23 protein-coding genes are annotated in these 19,751 nt (G+C 67.0%); 19 read left to right on the top strand and 4 right to left on the bottom strand.

What is annotated here, in order from left to right:
- The first annotated feature begins 51 nt into the window (after window positions 1-51).
- Window positions 52-960, top strand: coding sequence for an S-layer glycoprotein N-glycosyltransferase AglJ (aglJ, locus tag DVK03_RS07525; protein WP_049916542.1), 909 nt, complete (start codon window positions 52-54; stop codon window positions 958-960).
- Window positions 961-1,011: 51 nt separating this feature from the next.
- Here the strand turns inward: aglJ and DVK03_RS07520 are convergent, their stop codons facing one another.
- Window positions 1,012-1,338, bottom strand: a complete 327-nt coding sequence (locus DVK03_RS07520; protein ID WP_004063281.1) for a hypothetical protein — start codon at window positions 1,336-1,338, stop codon at window positions 1,012-1,014.
- Between the two features lie 135 nt (window positions 1,339-1,473).
- Between DVK03_RS07520 and DVK03_RS07515 the strand changes: the two genes are divergently transcribed.
- Window positions 1,474-1,686 (top strand): ribbon-helix-helix domain-containing protein, encoded by a 213-nt coding sequence (locus DVK03_RS07515; RefSeq protein ID WP_004063282.1) that lies wholly within the window; start codon window positions 1,474-1,476, stop codon window positions 1,684-1,686.
- Between the two features lie 63 nt (window positions 1,687-1,749).
- On the opposite strand, the gene DVK03_RS07510 is transcribed toward DVK03_RS07515, so the two are convergent.
- The 3 genes from DVK03_RS07510 to DVK03_RS07500 form a co-directional block, all read right to left on the bottom strand.
- On the bottom strand, window positions 1,750-2,286 hold the full coding sequence (locus tag DVK03_RS07510) for a hypothetical protein (RefSeq protein WP_115802599.1): 537 nt from the start codon (window positions 2,284-2,286) through the stop codon (window positions 1,750-1,752).
- Entirely contained in the window at window positions 2,286-2,972 is a 687-nt protein-coding gene (locus DVK03_RS07505; RefSeq protein ID WP_115802598.1) for a hypothetical protein, read from the bottom strand. Before DVK03_RS07505 ends, DVK03_RS07510 begins: the two co-directional genes overlap by 1 nt.
- Before the next feature lie 168 nt (window positions 2,973-3,140).
- Window positions 3,141-3,428 (bottom strand): DUF5779 family protein, encoded by a 288-nt coding sequence (locus DVK03_RS07500; protein WP_004063285.1) that lies wholly within the window; start codon window positions 3,426-3,428, stop codon window positions 3,141-3,143.
- A gap of 358 nt (window positions 3,429-3,786) precedes the next feature.
- Between DVK03_RS07500 and DVK03_RS07495 the strand changes: the two genes are divergently transcribed.
- From DVK03_RS07495 to DVK03_RS20030, 17 genes are all read left to right on the top strand, one after another.
- On the top strand, window positions 3,787-5,031 hold the full coding sequence (locus DVK03_RS07495; RefSeq protein WP_206043199.1) for a LeuA family protein: 1,245 nt from the start codon (window positions 3,787-3,789) through the stop codon (window positions 5,029-5,031).
- Between the two features lie 364 nt (window positions 5,032-5,395).
- Window positions 5,396-7,159, top strand: coding sequence for a biosynthetic-type acetolactate synthase large subunit (gene ilvB, locus DVK03_RS07490; RefSeq protein ID WP_004063286.1), 1,764 nt, complete (start codon window positions 5,396-5,398; stop codon window positions 7,157-7,159).
- Window positions 7,156-7,812: an acetolactate synthase small subunit gene (gene ilvN / locus DVK03_RS07485; RefSeq protein WP_004043428.1), complete on the top strand. Its 657-nt coding sequence runs from the start codon at window positions 7,156-7,158 to the stop codon at window positions 7,810-7,812. Before ilvB ends, ilvN begins: the two co-directional genes overlap by 4 nt.
- Complete coding sequence (gene ilvC, locus DVK03_RS07480) at window positions 7,809-8,855, top strand: ketol-acid reductoisomerase (RefSeq protein WP_004043429.1); 1,047 nt, start codon at window positions 7,809-7,811, stop codon at window positions 8,853-8,855. The genes ilvN and ilvC overlap by 4 nt, the downstream gene beginning before the upstream one ends.
- 11 nt (window positions 8,856-8,866) lie before the next feature.
- Window positions 8,867-9,130, top strand: a complete 264-nt coding sequence (locus DVK03_RS07475) for a hypothetical protein (protein ID WP_004063287.1) — start codon at window positions 8,867-8,869, stop codon at window positions 9,128-9,130.
- Window positions 9,123-10,544 (top strand): 3-isopropylmalate dehydratase large subunit, encoded by a 1,422-nt coding sequence (gene leuC / locus DVK03_RS07470; protein WP_115802597.1) that lies wholly within the window; start codon window positions 9,123-9,125, stop codon window positions 10,542-10,544. The genes DVK03_RS07475 and leuC overlap by 8 nt, the downstream gene beginning before the upstream one ends.
- Window positions 10,541-11,149: a 3-isopropylmalate dehydratase small subunit gene (gene leuD, locus DVK03_RS07465; protein WP_004043432.1), complete on the top strand. Its 609-nt coding sequence runs from the start codon at window positions 10,541-10,543 to the stop codon at window positions 11,147-11,149. The genes leuC and leuD overlap by 4 nt, the downstream gene beginning before the upstream one ends.
- Window positions 11,142-12,116 carry a 3-isopropylmalate dehydrogenase gene (leuB, locus tag DVK03_RS07460; protein ID WP_004063291.1) on the top strand — a complete coding sequence of 325 codons (975 nt, stop codon included), beginning with the start codon at window positions 11,142-11,144 and terminating at the stop codon, window positions 12,114-12,116. Before leuD ends, leuB begins: the two co-directional genes overlap by 8 nt.
- Before the next feature lie 203 nt (window positions 12,117-12,319).
- On the top strand, window positions 12,320-13,087 hold the full coding sequence (gene glpR / locus DVK03_RS07455) for an HTH-type transcriptional regulator GlpR (RefSeq protein ID WP_004043434.1): 768 nt from the start codon (window positions 12,320-12,322) through the stop codon (window positions 13,085-13,087).
- Entirely contained in the window at window positions 13,084-14,001 is a 918-nt protein-coding gene (gene pfkB, locus DVK03_RS07450) for a 1-phosphofructokinase (RefSeq protein WP_115802596.1), read from the top strand. Before glpR ends, pfkB begins: the two co-directional genes overlap by 4 nt.
- A 105-nt stretch (window positions 14,002-14,106) precedes the next feature.
- Entirely contained in the window at window positions 14,107-15,234 is a 1,128-nt protein-coding gene (ptfC, locus tag DVK03_RS07445) for a fructose PTS transporter subunit IIC (RefSeq protein WP_004063295.1), read from the top strand.
- Window positions 15,235-15,278: 44 nt separating this feature from the next.
- Window positions 15,279-15,743, top strand: coding sequence for a fructose PTS transporter subunit IIA (gene ptfA / locus DVK03_RS07440; protein WP_004970773.1), 465 nt, complete (start codon window positions 15,279-15,281; stop codon window positions 15,741-15,743).
- Window positions 15,743-16,012, top strand: a complete 270-nt coding sequence (ptsH1, locus tag DVK03_RS07435) for a phosphocarrier protein HPr (RefSeq protein WP_004970774.1) — start codon at window positions 15,743-15,745, stop codon at window positions 16,010-16,012. The genes ptfA and ptsH1 overlap by 1 nt, the downstream gene beginning before the upstream one ends.
- 3 nt (window positions 16,013-16,015) lie before the next feature.
- Window positions 16,016-17,713, top strand: coding sequence for a phosphoenolpyruvate--protein phosphotransferase (ptsP, locus tag DVK03_RS07430; RefSeq protein ID WP_008606248.1), 1,698 nt, complete (start codon window positions 16,016-16,018; stop codon window positions 17,711-17,713).
- Complete coding sequence (gene ptfB / locus DVK03_RS07425; RefSeq protein WP_008606247.1) at window positions 17,710-18,186, top strand: fructose PTS transporter subunit IIB; 477 nt, start codon at window positions 17,710-17,712, stop codon at window positions 18,184-18,186. Before ptsP ends, ptfB begins: the two co-directional genes overlap by 4 nt.
- A 165-nt stretch (window positions 18,187-18,351) precedes the next feature.
- Entirely contained in the window at window positions 18,352-19,344 is a 993-nt protein-coding gene (gene fba / locus DVK03_RS07420; RefSeq protein WP_004043441.1) for a class II fructose-bisphosphate aldolase, read from the top strand.
- Window positions 19,345-19,544: 200 nt separating this feature from the next.
- On the top strand, window positions 19,545-19,694 hold the full coding sequence (locus tag DVK03_RS20030) for a hypothetical protein (RefSeq protein WP_004043442.1): 150 nt from the start codon (window positions 19,545-19,547) through the stop codon (window positions 19,692-19,694).
- Window positions 19,695-19,751 lie beyond the last annotated feature (57 nt).

The following is a 19,751-nucleotide window of genomic DNA, read 5'->3' as shown; positions in this document are numbered from 1 at the left end:
CAGTATTGAATACGAAGCATTTTTGCAGTCAACTTCTCCTTATGTTTGGCAATGGATTACGGCGACACCTGCGTTCTCGTCCCAACTTACAACGAGGCGGAAACAATCGCTGATGTCATCTCAGATTACCGAGATGAGGGATTCGCCAACGTCCTCGTCATCGACGGCGGCTCCACAGATGGGACACGGGAACTCGCCGAAGACGCCGGTGCTCATGTCGTCGTCCAGTCGGGGTCCGGAAAAGGCCAGGCTGTCAGAGAAGCCGTTGAAGACCACATTCAAGCGCCGTACGTCCTGATGCTCGATGGCGACGGGACCTACGAAGCGACAGACGCCACCAAGATGCTCGACCCGCTCACCGAGGGGTACGACCACGTCATCGGCGACCGATTCGCCGATATGCGGCCGGGCGCGATGACGCGGCTCAACAGAGTCGGAAACCGCATCATCAACCGGGCGTTCGCGTTTATTCACGGTCAGGACTTTCGTGATATCCTCAGCGGCTACCGGGCGTTCACCCGCGAGTCGTTTCTCGACATGACGCTCACTTCCGACGGCTTCGGCATCGAGACGGAGATGGCCGTCGAGTGCGCGAAGCGTGGTATCAAGACGACGGTCGTGCCCACGACCTACTACCCGCGGCCCGACGGCTCGGATACGAATCTCGACCCGATCCGCGACGGTGGTATCATCTTCCTGGAACTGTATCGCCGCGCCAAGACCAACAACCCGCTTTTCTACTTCGGCAGCGTCGGGTTTGCGTCGACCGCGACCGGGCTCGGGCTCGCCCTGTACGTCGCCTACGAGTGGGTCGTTCGCTCGATTTCCCACGAGGTCATCGCCGTCGTCTCTATGGCAGGTATTCTCTTCGGGGTACAACTGCTGATGTTCGGCGTGCTGTCGGATCTCATCCTCTCGCTACACCGCGAGCAGATGAAACGAATCGAAGAACTGGAGTGAGTCGGTTCGAACCGGGCCGTCGGGACTGGAGGACGCCAACCGAGACCGCCTTCAGAACGGGACGAGCGAACGAAGCCGACCCATCAGGCTCTTCGAGGCCTTCGCGCGGAACTCCTCGAACACCGGGTGAAGCGTCTCCAAGAGGTCCCGGCGAGAGTCGAATCGGTCTTTCGGCGCGGCGGCGAGGGCGTCGCTTATCGCGACCGTATTGCCCGCGGCGTCAATCGGCACGGAAACGTCGTCGAGCGCCCGTGTGATCTCGGTCGCGTCTGCCGGGTAGTCGATGTCTGCGGTGTCGACGTCATCGGCGAGCGCGGCGATACCGAATTCGATTGAGTCCGGCTCCGACGTATCGTTCTGCGGCGGTCTCGCGGCCATCGAACGTGTATAGTACGCCCCGCATGGAAAAACCCCCGACCTCCGGCGAAATCGCCAGTGAACGCCGGGAAACCGCGCCGGACGGTCCCGGTCGCCACCGTTGGGGTTAACCTCGCCCGGTGCCACGGTCGACCCATGACCGAGTACACGACGGTCTCGATTCCGAAGGAGTTGGCCGCTCGCGTCGACGACACCATCGAAGGAACCACCTTCTCGAGCACGAGCGATCTCGTCCGGTTCCTCCTGCGCAGCATCGTCATCCAGCACGAGCGCTCCGGCGGCGATCTCTCGGAGGCGGAGTTCCAAGAAATCGCGGAGCAACTGACCGACCTCGGCTACCTGCGGTAGTCGACCGAGGCGAGCGGCCGCCGCGCGCGGGCCGGCAGCGCCGGGCAGCGGAACGCGGTCGGCTCAGTCGAGTTCTTCCTGCGGTGGCTCGGCGTCGAGGACGGCGAGTTCTAACTTCCGACCGGCGCGGTCGAACGCGGCGAGCGTCCGCCGCTCCCACGGGGGGACCGCGAGGAGCACCACGGCCGCGAGGTCGTCGCGCTCCGTGAGTTCGAACGGCCCCTGCGGGTGCGTGAGAAAGCGGGCGCGGCCGCGCCCGGCGGGCGTTCCGAGGTCCATCCCGAAGACGGCGCTCACGGACTGGCCGGCCTCGGCCATGTAGAAGTGTGTGAGCACGGGCGTCTCAGGGTCGAGGCCGAGGTCCGCGTCGAACTCGCCCGCGGGTGTCGGAGCGAGCACGAGGTTCACCGACGACGGCTCGGCGTCTTCGGCCATATCGAGCAGCAGGTCGACGAGTCCGCGCGTGACGTGAACTCGTCGGCGCTCGGGTTCGGCGGTCTCGCTCGGTCGGGGTTCGGCGGTCTCTCCTTCGGTCGTGCGCTCGGGTGTCGCCTCCGCGTCCAGTGGATTCTCGTCGTCGTCGGCCGTCTCGTTGGGCATCAGTTCGAGAGCATCGAGGAGAACGCCCGGACGTAGGCGCTCGGGAGGTTTCGGCGGGCGTTCCCGAGAGCGGTTCGGAGTTCGTCGCCCGCGTCCACCGGCACGCCCGCGCCGTGGCCGACGAGCAGTCGGTCGGGATCGTACCGGGAGAGCACGCGCCGCGGCGGGAACGGCCGGACCATCGGGTGGACGCCGAGGTGCTCGCCGCGGGCGCAGAAGTAGTCGACGGTGCCGACCGACTCGGGGACGACGAGCAGGTCGTACGCGTCGTGATAGAAGCCGACTTCCTGCCACGGCGGGACGGCGCGGTCGATGATGCGAAACGCCTCGAAGCCGGAATCAGCGAGGTCGGCGCCGAAGCGCTCGACGGGCGCGTCGAGGTCGTCGGCCACGTCGGTCATCCACGAGGCGACGTAGACGGGGACCTCGTGGCGGTTAGCGATGGCGGCCGCGTCGCGTTTGTGCCGGTCGAGTCCGACGACGACGCCGGCCACGTCGTCGAACTCGGCGAACAGGTCGTCGACGCCGTGGGCATCGACGGGGTCGAACACCCACACGTCGCCGTCGATTTCGACGGCGTGGCTGGCGCGCTGCATGGTCTCGTCGGGGTGTGCGAGCCAGCCGACGCCGTGGTCCCATCGGTCGATTTCGCGGAGGTCGGACGTGCCCTGACCTTTCATCGGCATGCCAGTATGCTGGGGCGCGCGGCGCATAAGGACTCTCCCCGCGGCCGATGCGCCCGGTTCTCGCGCCGCTCCTCGCCGGTCGCCGGTCGTCAGTCGCTGGTAGCCGGTAGCCGATTGCCGATTGCCGATTGCTGGCCGGCCGCGACGACCGCAACACGGGCCGCCCGGTCAGAGGTTGTCGGTGTTGATATCGACGCCGGGCGGGGAGACGACGAGGAACTTCCGGAAGTGCATCAACTGGCCGTCCATATCCTTGATATCGCGTGCGAAGCCCGACGCGAGCTTGTTGAGGTCGCCCTCGATGGCGAGAAAGAGGACGTTGCCGCGGGCGACGGACTGGACCCACTCCTCCGGCGGGGTCGAGCCGTCGAGGACGCCGAGGACGACGTCACCCTCGGCGTCGTCCTCGTCGAGGTGTTCTTCGGCCGTCTGCAAGTTGAGATTGAAATCGCCCATACCCGCCCGGTTGTCGAGCGACGAGAAAAGGGTTCGGTCGGGGCATGCGTTCGCCTCCGAGTGCGCAAAGCGAGCATTGTTATCACGTTTCACACGACAGTCGCGTTTCGATCCACGTTTGTCCAGTCGTCGGTGCGCGCACCGGGTGCTAAATTTTGTTTCTAAACTCTATTTAGTTGTATTATCGTTCCGTGGCTATCGAACGGTGAGCTCACGTATCAAGTCAATATATGTCATGAAATCATATAAGGCCGTTTAGGTACTGCGATTACCCCCGAGAGAGGTTGTCACGTAACACCCACTGAACGTTCGTGATACTGTCGGGGAGAAACGTTTAAATAGGAGTTCGAGCACGTGACTGACACGATGTCTCACAAAGACACGGAGGATTCGTCGGGTTCCCCGGCGGGTCGAGTTCTTCCAGGGCACATTAGCCCAACAATCTGAAATCGAAGACGTACGAATCTTCGACACGACACTCCGCGACGGCGAACAGTCACCGCGAACCTCGTTCAGTTACGAGGAAAAGCGCGACATCGCCGAGACCCTCGACGACATGGGTACCCACGTCATCGAGGCCGGGTTCCCGGTGAACTCGGAGGCGGAGTTCGAAGCAGTCGCAGATATCGCTGCTTCGACGGACGCGACGACGTGCGGGTTGGCCCGCGTCGTCGACAAGGATATCGAAGCCGCGCTGGATTCCGGCGTGGACATGGTGCACACGTTCGTGAGCACCAGCGACGTCCAGTTGGCCGACTCGATGCACGCCTCCCGCGAGGAAGCCGTCGAGCGGGCCGTCCGCAGTGTCGAACACGTCCGCGACGCGGGCGTTGAAGTAATGTTCTCACCGATGGACGCCACCCGGACGGACGAGGACTTCCTCATCGAAGTCGTCGAAGCCGTCTCCGAGGCGGGCGTCGATTGGATCAACCTGCCGGACACCTGCGGCGTGGCGACGCCGACTCGCTTCGCCCGCATGGTGGCGACGGTCAGGGAACACACCGACGCGAGAATCGACGTGCACGCGCACGACGATTTCGGTCTGGCGTCGGCGAACGCGATGGCCGGCTTCGAGGCCGGCGCGGCACAGGCGCAGGTGTCGGTCAACGGCATCGGCGAGCGCGCCGGCAACGCCGCCTACGAGGAGGTCGTCATGGCGGCCGAATCCCTCTACGGCGTCGACACCGGCATCGACACGACGAAGATAACCGAGCTGGCTCGCGTCGTCGAGGCGGCGTCCGACATCCCGGTCCCGGCGAACAAGCCGGTCGTCGGCCGCAACGCCTTCTCTCACGAGAGCGGCATCCACGCCGCCGGCGTCATCGAGAACGCCGACACGTTCGAACCGGGCGTCATGACCCCGGAGATGGTCGGCGCGACCCGCGAGTTCGTACTCGGCAAGCACACGGGGACGCACTCGGTGCGAAAGCGCCTCGCAGACATCGGGTTCGACCCCTCGGACGCCGAGGTCCGGGAGGTCACCCGCCGCGTCAAAGACCACGGCGCGGAGAAAGAACGCGTCGACGATTCGACGCTCGAGGTGTTCGCCCGCGACGTGGGTATCACCCACGAGGACGACACGGAGGAGGAGGTCCGGGCCTGATGGCGCCGGGCTGTGGCCCTACGGGGCGACCGCCCTGCACGCGTCCGACCTCCCGACCGGCGTGCAATCGTTGCCCGCCGCGAAAACATTATTACCGACGGGACGGACGTGTTGCATACGATGACCTCGCACGACGAACACGCGGTTCGCGCGACCCCGGACGCCGGGGCCAGCGCCGCCGCCGTCGCTGCGATTCGGTCGCTCATTATTGTAGGGGCATAGCCCCCTACCACACCATCTCTCCGTCCCGCGTATTCGCACCGTTTTCAGACACGTCCGCAGTCCCTACAATGGCGCACCAGCACCACACGCAGTCACCAGACAGCCCGTATCGACGACCGACCACACACCACGGAGCCCACACATGAGCGAACGAACCGCAGCCACGACCGACCCCGACGCGACCGACGCCGCCGACGACGCGGCCCAGACGCCGACCGAAGTCACCTCGGGTTCGACGGCCGTCGTCCGCGCCCTCGAAAACGCCGGCGTCGAGACCGCCTTCGGCGTGCAGGGCGGGGCGATAATGCCCATCTACGACGCGCTGTACCACTCCGACATCCGTCACGTGACGATGGCCCACGAGCAGGGCGCGGCGCACGCGGCCGACGCGTACGGCGTCGTTCGCGGCGACCCCGGCGTCTGTCTCGCCACGTCCGGTCCGGGCGCGACCAACCTCGTGACCGGCATCGCCGACGCGAACATGGACTCCGACGCGGTGCTCGCGCTCACGGGACAGGTCCCGTCCGACATGGTCGGCTCCGACGCGTTCCAGGAGACCGACACCACGGGCGTCACCGCGCCCATCACGAAGCACAACTACTTCGCCTCGTCGCCCGACACCGTCGGCGACACCGTCGGCGAAGCGTTCGCGCTCGCCGCCGAGGGCCGACCCGGCCCGACGCTCGTCGACCTCCCGAAGGACGTCTCGCTCAACGAGACCGACACCGAGCCGGGGCCGGCACAGCCCCCCGAGACGTGCCGCGCCCGCACCGACCCGGCCGACTCGCAGGTCGAGGCCGCCGCGCGCGCAATCGAGCGCGCGGAGAAGCCCCTCCTGTTGTTCGGCGGCGGCGTCGTCAAGGCCGACGCGACCGAGGTGGCCCGGCAGTTCGCGACCGAGCACCGGATTCCGGTCGTCACCACGATGCCCGGAATCGGCGCGATGCCGGAGGACCACGAACTCTGCCTCTCGTGGGCGGGGATGCACGGCACCGGCTACGCCAACATGGCCATCACGCACACCGACTGCCTCATCGCGGTCGGCACGCGGTTCGACGACCGCCTGACCGGCGGCATCGACACGTTCGCGCCCGAGGCCGAAGTCGTCCACATCGACATCGACCCGGCGGAAATCTCGAAGAACGTCCACGCGGACTACCCGGTCGTCGGCGACGCCGGCCGCGCCATCGAGCGCGTCGACGCCGAACTCGACGAGGGTCCCGACGCGCGCGAGTGGGTCGACCAGTGTCTCGCGTGGAAAGACGACTACCCGATGGACTACGCGGCCCCGGACAACGAGCCGCTGAAGCCGCAGTTCGTCGTCGAGGCGCTCGACGAGGCCACGCCCGACGAGACCATCGTCACGAGCGGCGTCGGTCAACACCAGATGTGGGCCGCCCAGTACTGGACGTTCACCGAGCCGCGGCGGTGGGTTTCGTCCCACGGTCTCGGCACGATGGGCTACGGCCTGCCCGCCGCAATCGGCGCGCGGGTCGCGGCCGACGACGACGAGACGGTCGTCTGCGTCGACGGCGACGCCTCGTTCCTGATGACGATTCAGGAGCTGTCGGTCGCCGTCCGCGAGAACCTCGACATCACGGTCGCCATCCTGAACAACGAGTACATCGGGATGGTCCGCCAGTGGCAGGACGCCTTCTTCGAGGGCCGACGCATGGCCGCCGGCTACGACTGGTGTCCCCAGTTCGACAAGCTCGCCGAGGCGTTCGGCGCGCGCGGCTGGACCGTCGACTCCTACGAGGAGGTTCCCGACGTCATCGAGGAAGCGCTCGCGTACGACGGCCCCTCGGTCATCGACTTCCACGTCGACCCGGCGGAGAACGTCTATCCGATGGTCTCCTCGGGCGGCGCGAACGGCAAATTCGCACTCTCGGAGGACCAGTTATGAGCGACAATCGGACAGGACTGCAAGGCCCCGCGCCCGACGAGCGGCCGCACCCCGACGGCCGCCGCAACGCGCAGGGCATCCGCATCGACCCCGAAGCGGAATCGGAACACGAACCGCGGCGCGCGGTCTTTTCGGCCATCGTCGAGGACGAACCCGGCGTGCTCTCGCGCGTCGCCGGCCTCGCCGCCCGCCGTCAGTTCAACATCGAGAGCCTCACCGTGGGCCCGACGACAGTCGAGGACCACTCCCGCATCACGATGGTCGTCGAGGAGCCCGAACCGGGCATCGACCAGATCGAAAAACAGCTCGCGAAGCTCAAGCCCGTCATCTCCGTCGGCGAGCTGGACGACGACGCCGTCCGCGCGGAACTCGTCCTCCTGAAGGTCCGCGGCGAGGACCCCGACAAGGTCCACGCCATCACGGAGATGTACGACGGCCGCACCCTCGACGCCGGGCCGGAGACCATCACGGTCCAGCTCACCGGCGACGAGCGCAAGATAGACGACGCCGTGGACGCGTTCCGACGGTTCGGTATCATCGAAATCGCCCGGACCGGCCAGACCGCGCTCGCCCACGGCTCGAAGAAGACCGTCCCCGGAGAGGAACCCGGAACCTCCGGCGAACCCACCAAACCCAACACCAACACGCAATGACAGAACTCACCACCGAAGTGTACTACGACGACGACGCCGACCGCTCCCAAATCGACGACAAGACCGTAGCCGTCATCGGCTACGGCAGTCAGGGCCACGCCCACGCGCAGAACCTCGCGGACAGCGGGGTCGACGTGGTCGTCGGCCTGCGCGCGAACTCCTCGTCCCGAAGCGCCGCGGAAGCCGACGGCCTCCGCGTCAAAGAGCCCGCCGCGGCGGCCGCCGAGGGCGACATCGTCTCCGTGCTCGTCCCCGACACCGTCCAGCCGGCGGTGTTCGAGGAGATTCGAGACTCGCTGGACGCCGGCGACACGCTCCAGTTCGCCCACGGATTCAACATCCACTACAACCAGATTCGACCCCCGGAGGACGTCGACGTGACGATGGTCGCGCCGAAGTCGCCGGGCCACCTCGTCCGCCGCAACTACGAGTCCAACGAGGGGACGCCGGGTCTCATCGCGGTCTACCAGGACGTGACGGGCGACGCCAAGGAGGAGGCGCTGGCCTACGCGCACGGCCTCGGCTGCACCCGCGCTGGCGTCATCGAGACGACGTTCCAGGAGGAGACCGAGACCGACCTGTTCGGCGAGCAGGCCGTCCTCTGCGGCGGCGTCACCTCGCTCGTCAAGCAGGGCTACGAGACACTCGTCGACGCGGGCTACTCCCCCGAGATGGCCTACTTCGAGTGCCTGAACGAACTGAAACTCATCGTCGACCTGATGTACGAAGGCGGGCTCGGCGAGATGTGGCACTCCGTCTCCGACACCGCCGAGTTCGGCGGGCTGACCCGCGGCGACCGCGTCGTCGACGAGCACGCCCGCGAGAACATGGAGGAGATTCTGGAGGAGGTCCAAGACGGCACCTTCGCCCGCGAGTGGATTCTGGAGAACCAGGCGGGCCGCCCGTCGTACTCCCAGCTCAAGGACGCAGAGGAGAACCACCACATCGAACAGGTCGGCGCGCCGCTGCGCGATCTGTTCGCGTGGGCCGACGAGGAAGACGAGGCGGACGCGGAGAAAGCCGAAGCGCCGGCGGACGACTGAACACGACACCAATGACACGCGACGACACGACCGACCGAATGCGAGACATCAGCCACACCAACCCCTATACGGGCGAGACGTTCACCACGGTCTACGAGCGCGGCCCGGCCGTCACCGACGGCGGTCGGAGCGACGCGACGCCCGCGACCACGGAGCCGACCGAGACGGAGACGATGGGCGACGTGGACCACACGCCCCGCAACGGCGAGGGCGCGAACCAGGTCTGGGAACGCGGCCGCGACGACCGCGTCGTACCGGGTGACGGACATGAGTGAGGGAACGCTGTACGACAAGGTCTGGGAGGAACACACGGTTTCGGAGCTGCCGACCGGCCAGACGCAGCTGTTCTGCGGCCTGCACCTCATCCACGAGGTGACGAGCCCGCAGGCGTTCGGCATGTTGCAGGAGCGCGACCTCGAAGTCGCCTACCCGAACCGGACGCACGCGACGGTCGACCACATCGTCCCCACGTCGGACCAGTCGCGGCCGTTCCGCGACGACGCCGCCGAGGAGATGATGGCCGAACTGGAGCAGAACGTCCGCGAAGCGGGCATCAACTTCTCGGACCCCACGTCGGGCGAGCAGGGTATCGTCCACGTCATCGGGCCCGAGAAGGGACTCACTCAGCCCGGCATGACCATCGTCTGCGGCGACAGCCACACCTCGACCCACGGCGCGTTCGGCGCGCTCGCGTTCGGTATCGGGACGAGCCAGATTCGCGACGTGCTGGCGACCCAGACCGTCGCGATGGAGAAGAAGAAGGTGCGGAAAATCGAGGTCACGGGCGAACTCGGCCCCGGCGTCGAAGCGAAGGACGTCATCCTCGAAATCATCCGTCGCCTCGGCACCGAAGGCGGCGTCGGCTACGTCTACGAGTACGCCGGCGAGGCCATCGAGAACCTCGACATGGAGGGCCGGATGAGCATCTGTAACATGTCCATCGAGGGCGGCGCTCGCGCGGGCTACGTCAACCCCGACGAGACCACCTACGACTGGCTGAAAGAGACCGAGTACTTCCAGGAGAACCCCGAGCGGTTCGACGAACTCAAGCCGTACTGGGAATCCATCCGCTCCGACGAGGACGCCGAGTACGACGACGTCGTCACCATCGACGGCTCCGAACTCGAACCCGTCGTGACGTGGGGGACCACGCCCGGACAGGGCGTCGGTATCACCCAGCCGATTCCGGCCCCCGAAGACCTGCCCGAGGAGAAGCAGGACACCGCCCGGATGGCGCAGGAACACATGGGCGTCACGCCCGGCGAGACGATGGAGGGCTACGAAATCGACGTGGCGTTCCTCGGCTCGTGTACGAACGCTCGCCTGCCCGACCTCCGCCGCGCGGCGGGGGTCGTGAAGGGTCGACAGGTCGCGGACAGCGTCCGCGCGATGGTCGTCCCCGGCAGTCAGCGCGTCAAGGCCGCCGCCGAAGCGGAGGGCCTCGACGAGATATTCAAGGACGCCGGCTTCGAGTGGCGCGAGGCGGGCTGTTCGATGTGTCTCGGCATGAACGAGGACCAACTGGAGGGCGACGAGGCCTCCGCGTCCTCGTCGAACCGCAACTTCATCGGCCGGCAAGGGTCGAAAGACGGCCGCACCGTCCTGATGAACCCGCGCATGGTCGCCGCGGCGGCCGTCACCGGGGAAGTGACTGACGTACGCGAACTGAAGGAGGTGACCACGGTATGACCGACGAAATCCCCGAAATCGACTCCGCGTCCGGCACCGGCGTGCCCATCCGCGGCAACGACATCGACACGGACCAGATAATCCCGGCGCGGTTCATGAAGGTCGTCACGTTCGACGGCCTCGGCGAGTTCGCGTTCTTCGACCAGCGCTACGACGAGAACGACGAACCCAAGGATCACCCGCTGAACGAGCCGCAGTTCCAGGACGCCTCCATCATGGTCGTCAACGCCAACTTCGGCTGTGGCTCCTCTCGGGAGCACGCCCCGCAGGCGCTCATGCGCTGGGGCATCGACGCCATCGTCGGCGAGTCGTTCGCGGAGATTTTCGCGGGCAACTGCCTCGCGCTCGGCATCCCGACGGTCACCGCGGACCACGAGACGGTCACCGAACTCCAGGACTGGGTCGACGAGCACCCGGACGGCGACATCGACGTGGACGTGGAAAACGAGACGGTCACCTACGGCGACACCACCGTGGACGTGACCGTCGACGACGCACAACGGAAGGCGCTCACCGAGGGCGTCTGGGACACGACGGCGCTCATGAAGTCGAACGCCGACGCGGTCGCCGAGAAAGCCGCCGCCCTGCCCTACGTCGATGACTGAGGAAATCGTCGTCATCCCCGGCGACGGCATCGGCGCGGAGGTCATCCCGGCGGCGGTTGACGTGCTGAAGGCCGTCGGCGATTTCGAGTTCGTCGAGGCCGACGCCGGCGACCACGTCAAAGAAGAGACCGGCGAGGCGCTCCCGCAGGAGACGTACGACCTCGCCGCCGAGGCCGACGCGACGCTGTTCGGCGCGGCCGGCGAGACCGCGGCGGACGTCATCCTGCCGCTTCGGACCGCGGTGGACTCCTTCGTCAACGTCCGCCCGGCGAAGGCCTACCCCGGCGTCGACGCGCTCCGCCCGGAGACGGACCTCGTGTTCCTCCGGGAGAACACCGAAGGCGTCTACTCGGGCCACGAGGACCGCCTCTCCGAGGACCTCTCGACGCTCACGCGCGTCGTCACCACCTCGGCGTCCGAGCGACTCGCCGAGTACGCCTGCGACTACGTCGGCGGCGAGGGCGGCAGCTTCCAGGTCGCCCACAAGGCGAACGTGATGCGCGAGACGGACGGTCGCTTCCGCGACGCCGTCGTCGCCGTCGCCGACGAGCGCGGCGTCGAGACCGAGGAGGTCCTGATGGACGCCTTCGCGACGCGCGTCTGTCTCGACCCCACGCAGTTCGACACCATCGTCTGTCCGAACCTCGCGGGCGACGTGCTGTCCGACCTCGCCGCCGGCCTCGTCGGCGGCCTCGGACTGCTCCCCTCGGCGAACATCGGCCCGGACGCCGCGCTGTTCGAACCGGTCCACGGCTCCGCGCCCGACATCGCCGGCGAGGGCATCGCCAACCCGGCCGCGACGATTCTGTCCGCGGCGATGCTGCTCGACTACCTCGACCACGAGGCCGAAGCCGACCGCGTCCGGTCGGCCGTCGAAGGCGTCCTCGCCGACGGGCCGCGCACGCCCGACCTCGGCGGCGACGCCTCCACGGAGGACGTGACCGCCGCGATTCTCGACCGACTCTGAGCGCCGGCGACCCGCCGAACCGGCGATTCGGCGTTCGTTTCGAACACGCTCGTTTTCGTTTCTGATCGTTTTCTCATCGACGAACACCCCGTTTTCGTTCCTGTGTGGGATTCGGCTGTTTCGAGCAGATACGGTCGGAATCCAACATAAACAATTAACACTACTCCCCGACCTACCTTCCTCGTAACGAGGAATCGCCACCGATGTTACCAGCAGAGCGCAAACGCCGCATCGTCGAACTCGTCTCCGACTCGGACGGTCGGTCGGTCGAGTCGCTGTCAGACCATCTCGGCTACTCGAAGGCGACGATACGTCGTGACCTGCGCGAACTCGAAGACCGTGGGCTCATCGAGCGGTCGCACGGCGGGGCCGTCCCCGTGACCTCCGTCGGGCGCGAGCAGACCTACGGGCAGAAGGAAGTACAGAATCTCGAAGGGAAACGCGCAATCGCGGACCGCGCGGTCGAGGAACTGGCCGAGGGGCAGGTCGTGTTCTTCGACGCCGGGACGACCACGATGGAGGTGGCCCGCAAAGTCCCCAAGGACGGGACGATACTCGGCGTCACCAACTCGCCGCGGCTCGCCATCGAACTGAACGAGGAGGACAACGAGGTCAAACTCACGGGCGGGACGCTCCGCCGGCGGACGAAGGCGCTCGTGGGACCGACCGCGGAGTCGTTCATGGAGCGGACGAACTTCGACCTGCTGTTCCTCGGCACGAACGCCTTAGACGTGGAATCCGGCCTCACGACCCCGAACGAGGACGAGGCGCGGATGAAGGAGTTGATGGTCGAGAAGGCCGCGAAGGTCGTCCTCGTCGCGGACCTCTCGAAGCTCGGTCGACGGAGCTTCGTCCAGTTCGCATCGCTCGAAGAGATTGACCTGTTTATCACCGACGGGACGCTCGACGCCGACTCGCGCGAGGAGATAGAGAGCGCGGGCGTCACCGTCGTCGACGGAGTTGCACGATGATTCTCACAGTCACCCCGAACCCAGCAGTCGACCACACGATTCACTTCGACGAACCGCTTCAGACCGGCGTCGTCCACCGGACCGACGACGCGGTGTTCACCGCCGGCGGCAAGGGTATCAACGTCGCCAAGTACGCCTCGGCGCTCGACGCCGACGTGACCGCCTCGGGCTTTCTCGGCGGCCACTTCGGGAAGTTCGTCCGCGACCGACTCGACGCCGACGGCATCGCCTCGGACTTCGTCACCGTCGACGCGGACACCCGCCTCAACACGACCGTCCTCGCGGACGACGGCGAGTACAAACTCAATCACAACGGCCCGCAGATTCGTGCAGCCGACGTGGACGAACTCGTCGAGACCGCGCAGGCGAACGAGCCCGACACGCTGCTCGTCGGCGGCAGTCTCCCGCCGGGGATGTCGCTTTCCGACGTGGACAGGCTCGCCCGCGCGGGCGACTGGAAAATCGCGGTGGACATGGGCGGCGAGTATCTCGCCGAACTGGACGCCGACTACTACGTCTGCAAACCCAATCGCTCTGAGCTCGCGGCGGCGACGGGCCGGACCGTCGAGACCGAAGCCGACGCCGTCGAGGCCGCCGAGGAGCTTCACGCGCGCGGATTCGAGTACGTGTTGGCGTCGCTCGGCGCGGACGGCGCGCTCCTCGTCACCGACGACGAGGTGCTCTCCGCGCCCGCGCTCGACGTGGAGGTCGTGGACACGGTCGGCGCGGGCGACGCCGTCATGTCCGGCTTCCTCGCCGCGCGCGAACACGGCCTCTCGGACGCCGACGCGCTCCGAATGGGCGTGCTGACCGCGTCCCGCGTCGTCGGCGTCGCCGGGACCCGCGTCCCGGACCTCGAAGACGTGCTGACGAACGAGACGCACGTCGAGGTGGCGACCGTTCGGACCCGGTGACTCTCGGATGAACGTTTGTTAACGACCGAAACACGCAGTAACGTTCATATTCGAAAGGGTTTTTGAGCACATTTGCGTACGTTCTTTCGTAGGGGTGGCAACACTATGGCAAACGACGCAGAAGACGCAGTTCGGTCCTACCTCACTTCGGTGAAGGAGGACCTGATGACCGGGGTATCGTTCATGATTCCGTTCGTGACCATCGGCGGAATCTTCCTTGCGCTGGGCTACGCGGTAGCCTCGCTTTCGAACAACGTACAAGACGTGTTCAACAGCACGGGGACCGCCGGCTGGTTCCTCGCGCAGATCGGGAGCGCCGGGCTGACGCTCATGGTTCCGGTTCTCGGCGCGTACATCGCGTACGCAATCGCCGACCGACCGGGCCTCGCACCGGGCTTCATCCTGTCGTACATCATCCAGCAGGGCAACGTCCTGCAAGCGGCCGGTGACGTCATCGGTCTCCAGGGCGGCTCCGCCGGCGCGGGCTACCTCGGCGCTATCGTCGCCGGCTTCCTCGCCGGTGTCGTCGCGCGCTGGTTCAAGCAGCGCGACGTGCCCGAGTTCATCGCACCGATGATGCCCGTGCTTCTCATTCCGGTGGCGACGACGGCGGTGCTCACGCCCGTCATGTTGTTCGTGCTGGGCGTTCCGATTTCCATCGCCAACGCGGGGCTCACCGAGTTCCTGAGCAATATGCAGGGCGGCGGACAGGCGATTCTCCTCGGGGGCATCCTCGGGGCGATGATGGCGGCCGACATGGGCGGCCCCGTCAACAAGGTCGCCTACGTGTTCTCCGTCGGCCTCATCTCCGAGGGCGTCACCGCACCGATGGCCGCGGTCATGATTGCGGGGATGGTCCCGCCCATCGGTCTCGCGCTGTCGAACTTCATCGCGCCGCAGAAGTACGCGGCCGAGATGTACGAGAACGCCAAGAGCGGCGTGCTCCTCGGCTTCTCGTTCATTACCGAGGGCGCGATTCCGTACGCGGCCGCCGACCCGGCCCGCGTCATTCCCAGCGTCGTCGCCGGGAGCGCCGTCGCCGGCGCGGCCTCGATGGCGCTCGGCGTGAACATGCCGGCTCCGCACGGCGGCATCTTCGTGGTTCCGCTGTCGAACCAGCCGTTCATGTTCATCGCGTGCATCCTGCTGGGCTCCATCGTGACCGCCGTCATCGCGACGGCCATCAAGCCGAACTTCGACGCCAAGATGGCGGCCCAGAGCTCCGACGACTGACCACACCGAACTAATCTTTCCAGACTCGAACGAAGCACAATACAATGGACGTCACTGACATCAGCACCATCACACCGCTCGAACTGATATCGCTCGAAGAGCCGCCGGCGACGAAGGAGGGGGCCATCGAGTTCCTCCTCGACCTCGCGGTCGACGCCGGTCGCGTCGACGACCGCGACGCCGCGCTCGACGCCCTCCTCGAACGCGAGGAGGAGGCGACGACCGGCGTCGGCTTCGGCATCGGCATCCCGCACGCGAAGACCGACGCCGTCTCGAAGCCGACGGTCGCCTTCGCTCGCTCGACCGAGGGCATCGACTTCGACGCCATGGACGACAAGCCGGCGAAGCTCCTCTTTATGATTCTCGTCCCCGCGGCGGGCGGCGAGGACCACCTGCAGATTCTGAGCGCCCTCTCGCGGTCGCTCATGCACGAGGACGTGCGCGAGAAGCTCCTCGAAGCCGAGAGCAAACAGACCGTCCAGGACGTGCTCGCCGAGGTGGTCGAGTGATGGAGCGAACCGTCACGGTCGTCCCCGAAGACGGGCTGCACGCCCGCCCGGCCTCGCAGTTCGTCGAGACCGCAAACGAGTTCGACGCCGACGTACAGCTCGGCCGCGCCGACGAGGACGACCTCGTCCCCGCCGCCAGCATGCTCGCCGTCACCGGCCTCGGCGTCGGCCACGACGAGTCCGTCCGACTCGTCGCCGAGGGCGACGACGCGGAAGCGGCACTCGACGCCCTAGAAGATATCCTTTCCACGCCTGAAGCCAAACAGTAAGCTATGACCGAACGAACCCTCTCCGGCATCGGCGTGACACCGCTTTCGGGCGTCGGCACCGTCGTCTGGTACCGCCCGGACGCGGACCTCCCCGAGCCGCCGGCCCCGGCAGACGTGGACGCGGAGGCCGAACTGGCCCGCTTCGAGGACGCCCGCGCGGCCGCCGAAGACGAACTCGAAGCCGAGCGCGAGCGGACCGCCGAACGCGTCGGCGAGGAGGAGGCCGCGGTGTTCGACGCGCACGTCCAGTTCCTCAACGACCCGCAGATAACCGACGGCGTCTCCGACGCCATCGAGGGCGGGCTCCCGGCCGAACACGCCGTGCAGGAGACGTTCACCGAGTTCGTCGAGCAGTTCGAGAACATGGGCGGTCGCATGGGCGAGCGCGCCGACGACCTCCGCGACGTGCGCGACCGACTCGTGCGCGTCCTCTCGGACGGCGAGCGCGTCGACCTCTCGTCGCTGCCGGAGGGGAGCGTCGTCGTCGCGGAGCGGCTCACGCCGAGCGACACGGCGCAACTCGACCCGGAGCGCGTCGCCGGCTTCGTCACCGTGACGGGCGGCCGCACCTCCCACGCGGCCATCTTCGCGCGCTCGCTCGCCCTGCCGGCCATCGTCGGCGTGGGCGAGGAGCTCCAGTCCGTCGAGGACGGCACCGAGGTCGTCGTCGACGGCGAGTCGGGCGACCTCGTGGTCGACCCGAGCGACGAGCGCAAGGAGGCCGCCGCGGCCGCCGCCGACGTTGACATCCGACACGAGCCGGTCGAGACCGCAGACGGCGTCGACATCGAGGTCGCCGCCAACATCGGTACGCTGGCTGACCTCGGGCCGGCCGTCGACCGCGGGGCCGACGGCGTCGGCCTGTTCCGCACCGAGTTCCTCTTCCTCGACCGCGAGTCGCCGCCGGACGAAGACGAGCAGTACGAGGCGTACGTCGAGGCGCTCGAATCGTTCGACGGCGGGCGCGTCGTCGTCCGGACGCTCGACATCGGCGGCGACAAGCCGGTCCCGTATCTCGACCTGCCGGACGAGGAGAACCCGTTCCTCGGCGAGCGCGGCATCCGCCGGTCGCTCGGCCCGGACGCGGACCTCTTCGAGACGCAGGTCCGCGCGCTCCTGCGCGCGGCGGCCAGCGCCGACGGCGCGAACCTGTCGGTGATGCTCCCGCTCGTCTCGACGGTCGAGGAGCTTCGCGCCGGCCGCGAGCGGTTCGAGTCGGTCGCCGCCGACCTCGACGCCGAGGGCGTCGCAAACGAACTGCCCGAGTTCGGCATCATGGTCGAGACGCCCGCCGCGGCGTTCATGGCCGACCAGTTCGCGCCGCACGTCGACTTCTTCAGCATCGGGACGAACGACCTCGCGCAGTACGTGATGGCCGCCGAGCGCGGCAACGAGCGCGTTTCTGAGCTCGGAGACTACCGGCAGCCGGCGGTCCTCCGCGCCATCGACGCCACCGTCTCGGCGGCCGAAGGCGAGGACTGCTGGGTCGGCATGTGCGGCGAGATGGCGGGCGACCCGGACCTCACCGAACTGCTCGTCGGGCTCGGCCTCGACGAACTGAGCATGAGCGCCGTGACGGTGCCGCAGGTCAAGGCGGCCGTCGCGGAGACCGACACCGCGGACGCCCGCGACCTCGCGGAGCGCGTCCTCCAAGCCGACACGAAGGCTGAAGTCGCGGAAATCCTTACACTAGACCAATGAAACTCGTCGCAGTCACATCCTGTCCGACCGGAATCGCACACAGCCAGATGGCGGCCGAGAACCTTCTGCAGGCCGGCGAGCGCCTCGGCCACGACATCGACGTCGAGGTTCAGGGCGCGATGGGCACGCAGGACGAACTGGCCTCCGACGCCATCGCCGAGGCGGACGCGGTCATCATCACCTCGGACACGTCTGTCAGCCGCGACCGCTTCGACGGCAAGCTCGTCCTCAAGGGGACGGTCAAAGACGGCGTGAACAACGCCGAGGCCGTCGTGCAGAAGGCCGTCGAACTCGCCGAGGCCGGCAAGACGGGCTCGGTCACGTTCGGAAGCGGTGACGACGGCGAGGACGCCGACGCCGGTGCCGACGACTCGTCCGCCGACGCCGACGCCGCGGAGTCGGACGAGCCCGTGCGCCGCGGCGGCGACCCCGAAAAGGGGCTGTTCGCCCGCCTGAAGAAGCTGTTCTCGTAACCCCCGCGACGGCTTTTCCGTTTTTTCGCTCGCTTCCAGCGGCGGCGCTCTGTCGGGCGATGGAAATTAACTCGAACGCGAACAAACGAAAACGTGCAGAATCGAAACTCGCTTCCCATACATTATTAGTCTCGCAGTCGTTGTCGAAACCGAGGTGAACGCATAATGCCGTTCTACGGCGGGGAGGAACTCGCCACAGTGTACGACGAGGCGCTCGACGAAGGATTCGGCCTCATCGCGAGTAACATCGCGGAGCCGAACATCATGATGGGTCTCATGGAGGGGGCCGACCGGATGGACTCGGACCTCCTGTTGCAGATGAGCGGCGGGGCCTGTCGGTTCGCGGGCGACGGCGACGCCGTCGCGGGTCTGAAGGCCATGGGGAACTACATCGAGACCATCGCCGAGCGGTACGACATCGGCGTCTTCCTCAACATGGACCACCAGACGGACCTCGAGTTCATCGAGCAACAGATCGAACTCGACATCCCGTCGTCCATCATGATCGACGCGTCCCACGAGCCGTTCGACGAGAACGTCGCCACGAGCCGCGAGGTCGTCGAGATGGTCGAGGCCGCGGGCTCCGACGTGCTCATCGAGGCCGAACTCGGCCAGATAAAGGGCGTCGAGGACGAAATCGAGGCCGAGGAGGCGTTCTACACGGACCCCGAACAGGCCGTCGAGTTCGTCGACAAGACGGGCGCGGACCTGCTGGCCATCTCCGTCGGCACGCAGCACGGCGTCGCCAAGGGCAAGGACCTCGAACTCCGTCCGGACCTCGCCAACGACATCCGGCAAGCCCTGCGCGACCACGGCCTCGACACGCCGCTCGTCCTCCACGGCTCCTCGGGGGTCCAGCCCGACCAACTGCAAGAGATGCTCAAACACGGCATCTGCAAGGTCAACAAGGACACCCGCTACCAGTACGAGTACACCCGCACCGCGTACGACCGCTACAACGAGGAACCGAACGCCATCGTCCCGCCCGAGGGCGTCGCGGACGCCCGCGACACGTTCTTCAACGAGACCGACTGGTCGCCGAACAAGGACGTGTTCGACCCCCGCGTCGCCGGTCGCGACATCCGCGAGCGCATCGCCGACGTGCACGCCGACCTGACTGAGGTCTCCGGCAGCGCCGGCCAGTCGCTGTTCAAGTAACGCCGCGCGGACGGTGACTCGTTCACCGTCGAGCGCTCGTCGCGTCCGCATCGCGGGCCGACACCGGCCGTCGTCTCCACCCGGCACACCGCCGGTTTTTCGTTTCGTACGTCTCCCCCAGCGGCGACGCTCTCGGGGATGAGGGGGTCGAATCCGACGCCCCCACGTCGCTTAAGGCATCACGCGGCGTGGGTGTAGGTATGCCGCAGATTCACCTCGACGACGAGACGGTCGCCCGACTCGACGCGCTCCGCGAGGACGACGAGGAGTACGACGACCTCATCAACGAACTGATGAACATCTACGAGGCGAGCGAACGGACGCTGTTCCACGCCGGCGACGAGTACTGAACTCGACTCGGCAGCGACGCTCGGGCGTTTTTCTGGCGGTGTCGCGGTGGCCCGTTA

The organism is Haloferax sp. Atlit-109R, assembly GCF_003665865.1.
GTDB lineage: Archaea > Halobacteriota > Halobacteria > Halobacteriales > Haloferacaceae > Haloferax > Haloferax volcanii.
This window is presented reverse-complemented; position numbering and strand designations above follow the sequence as displayed.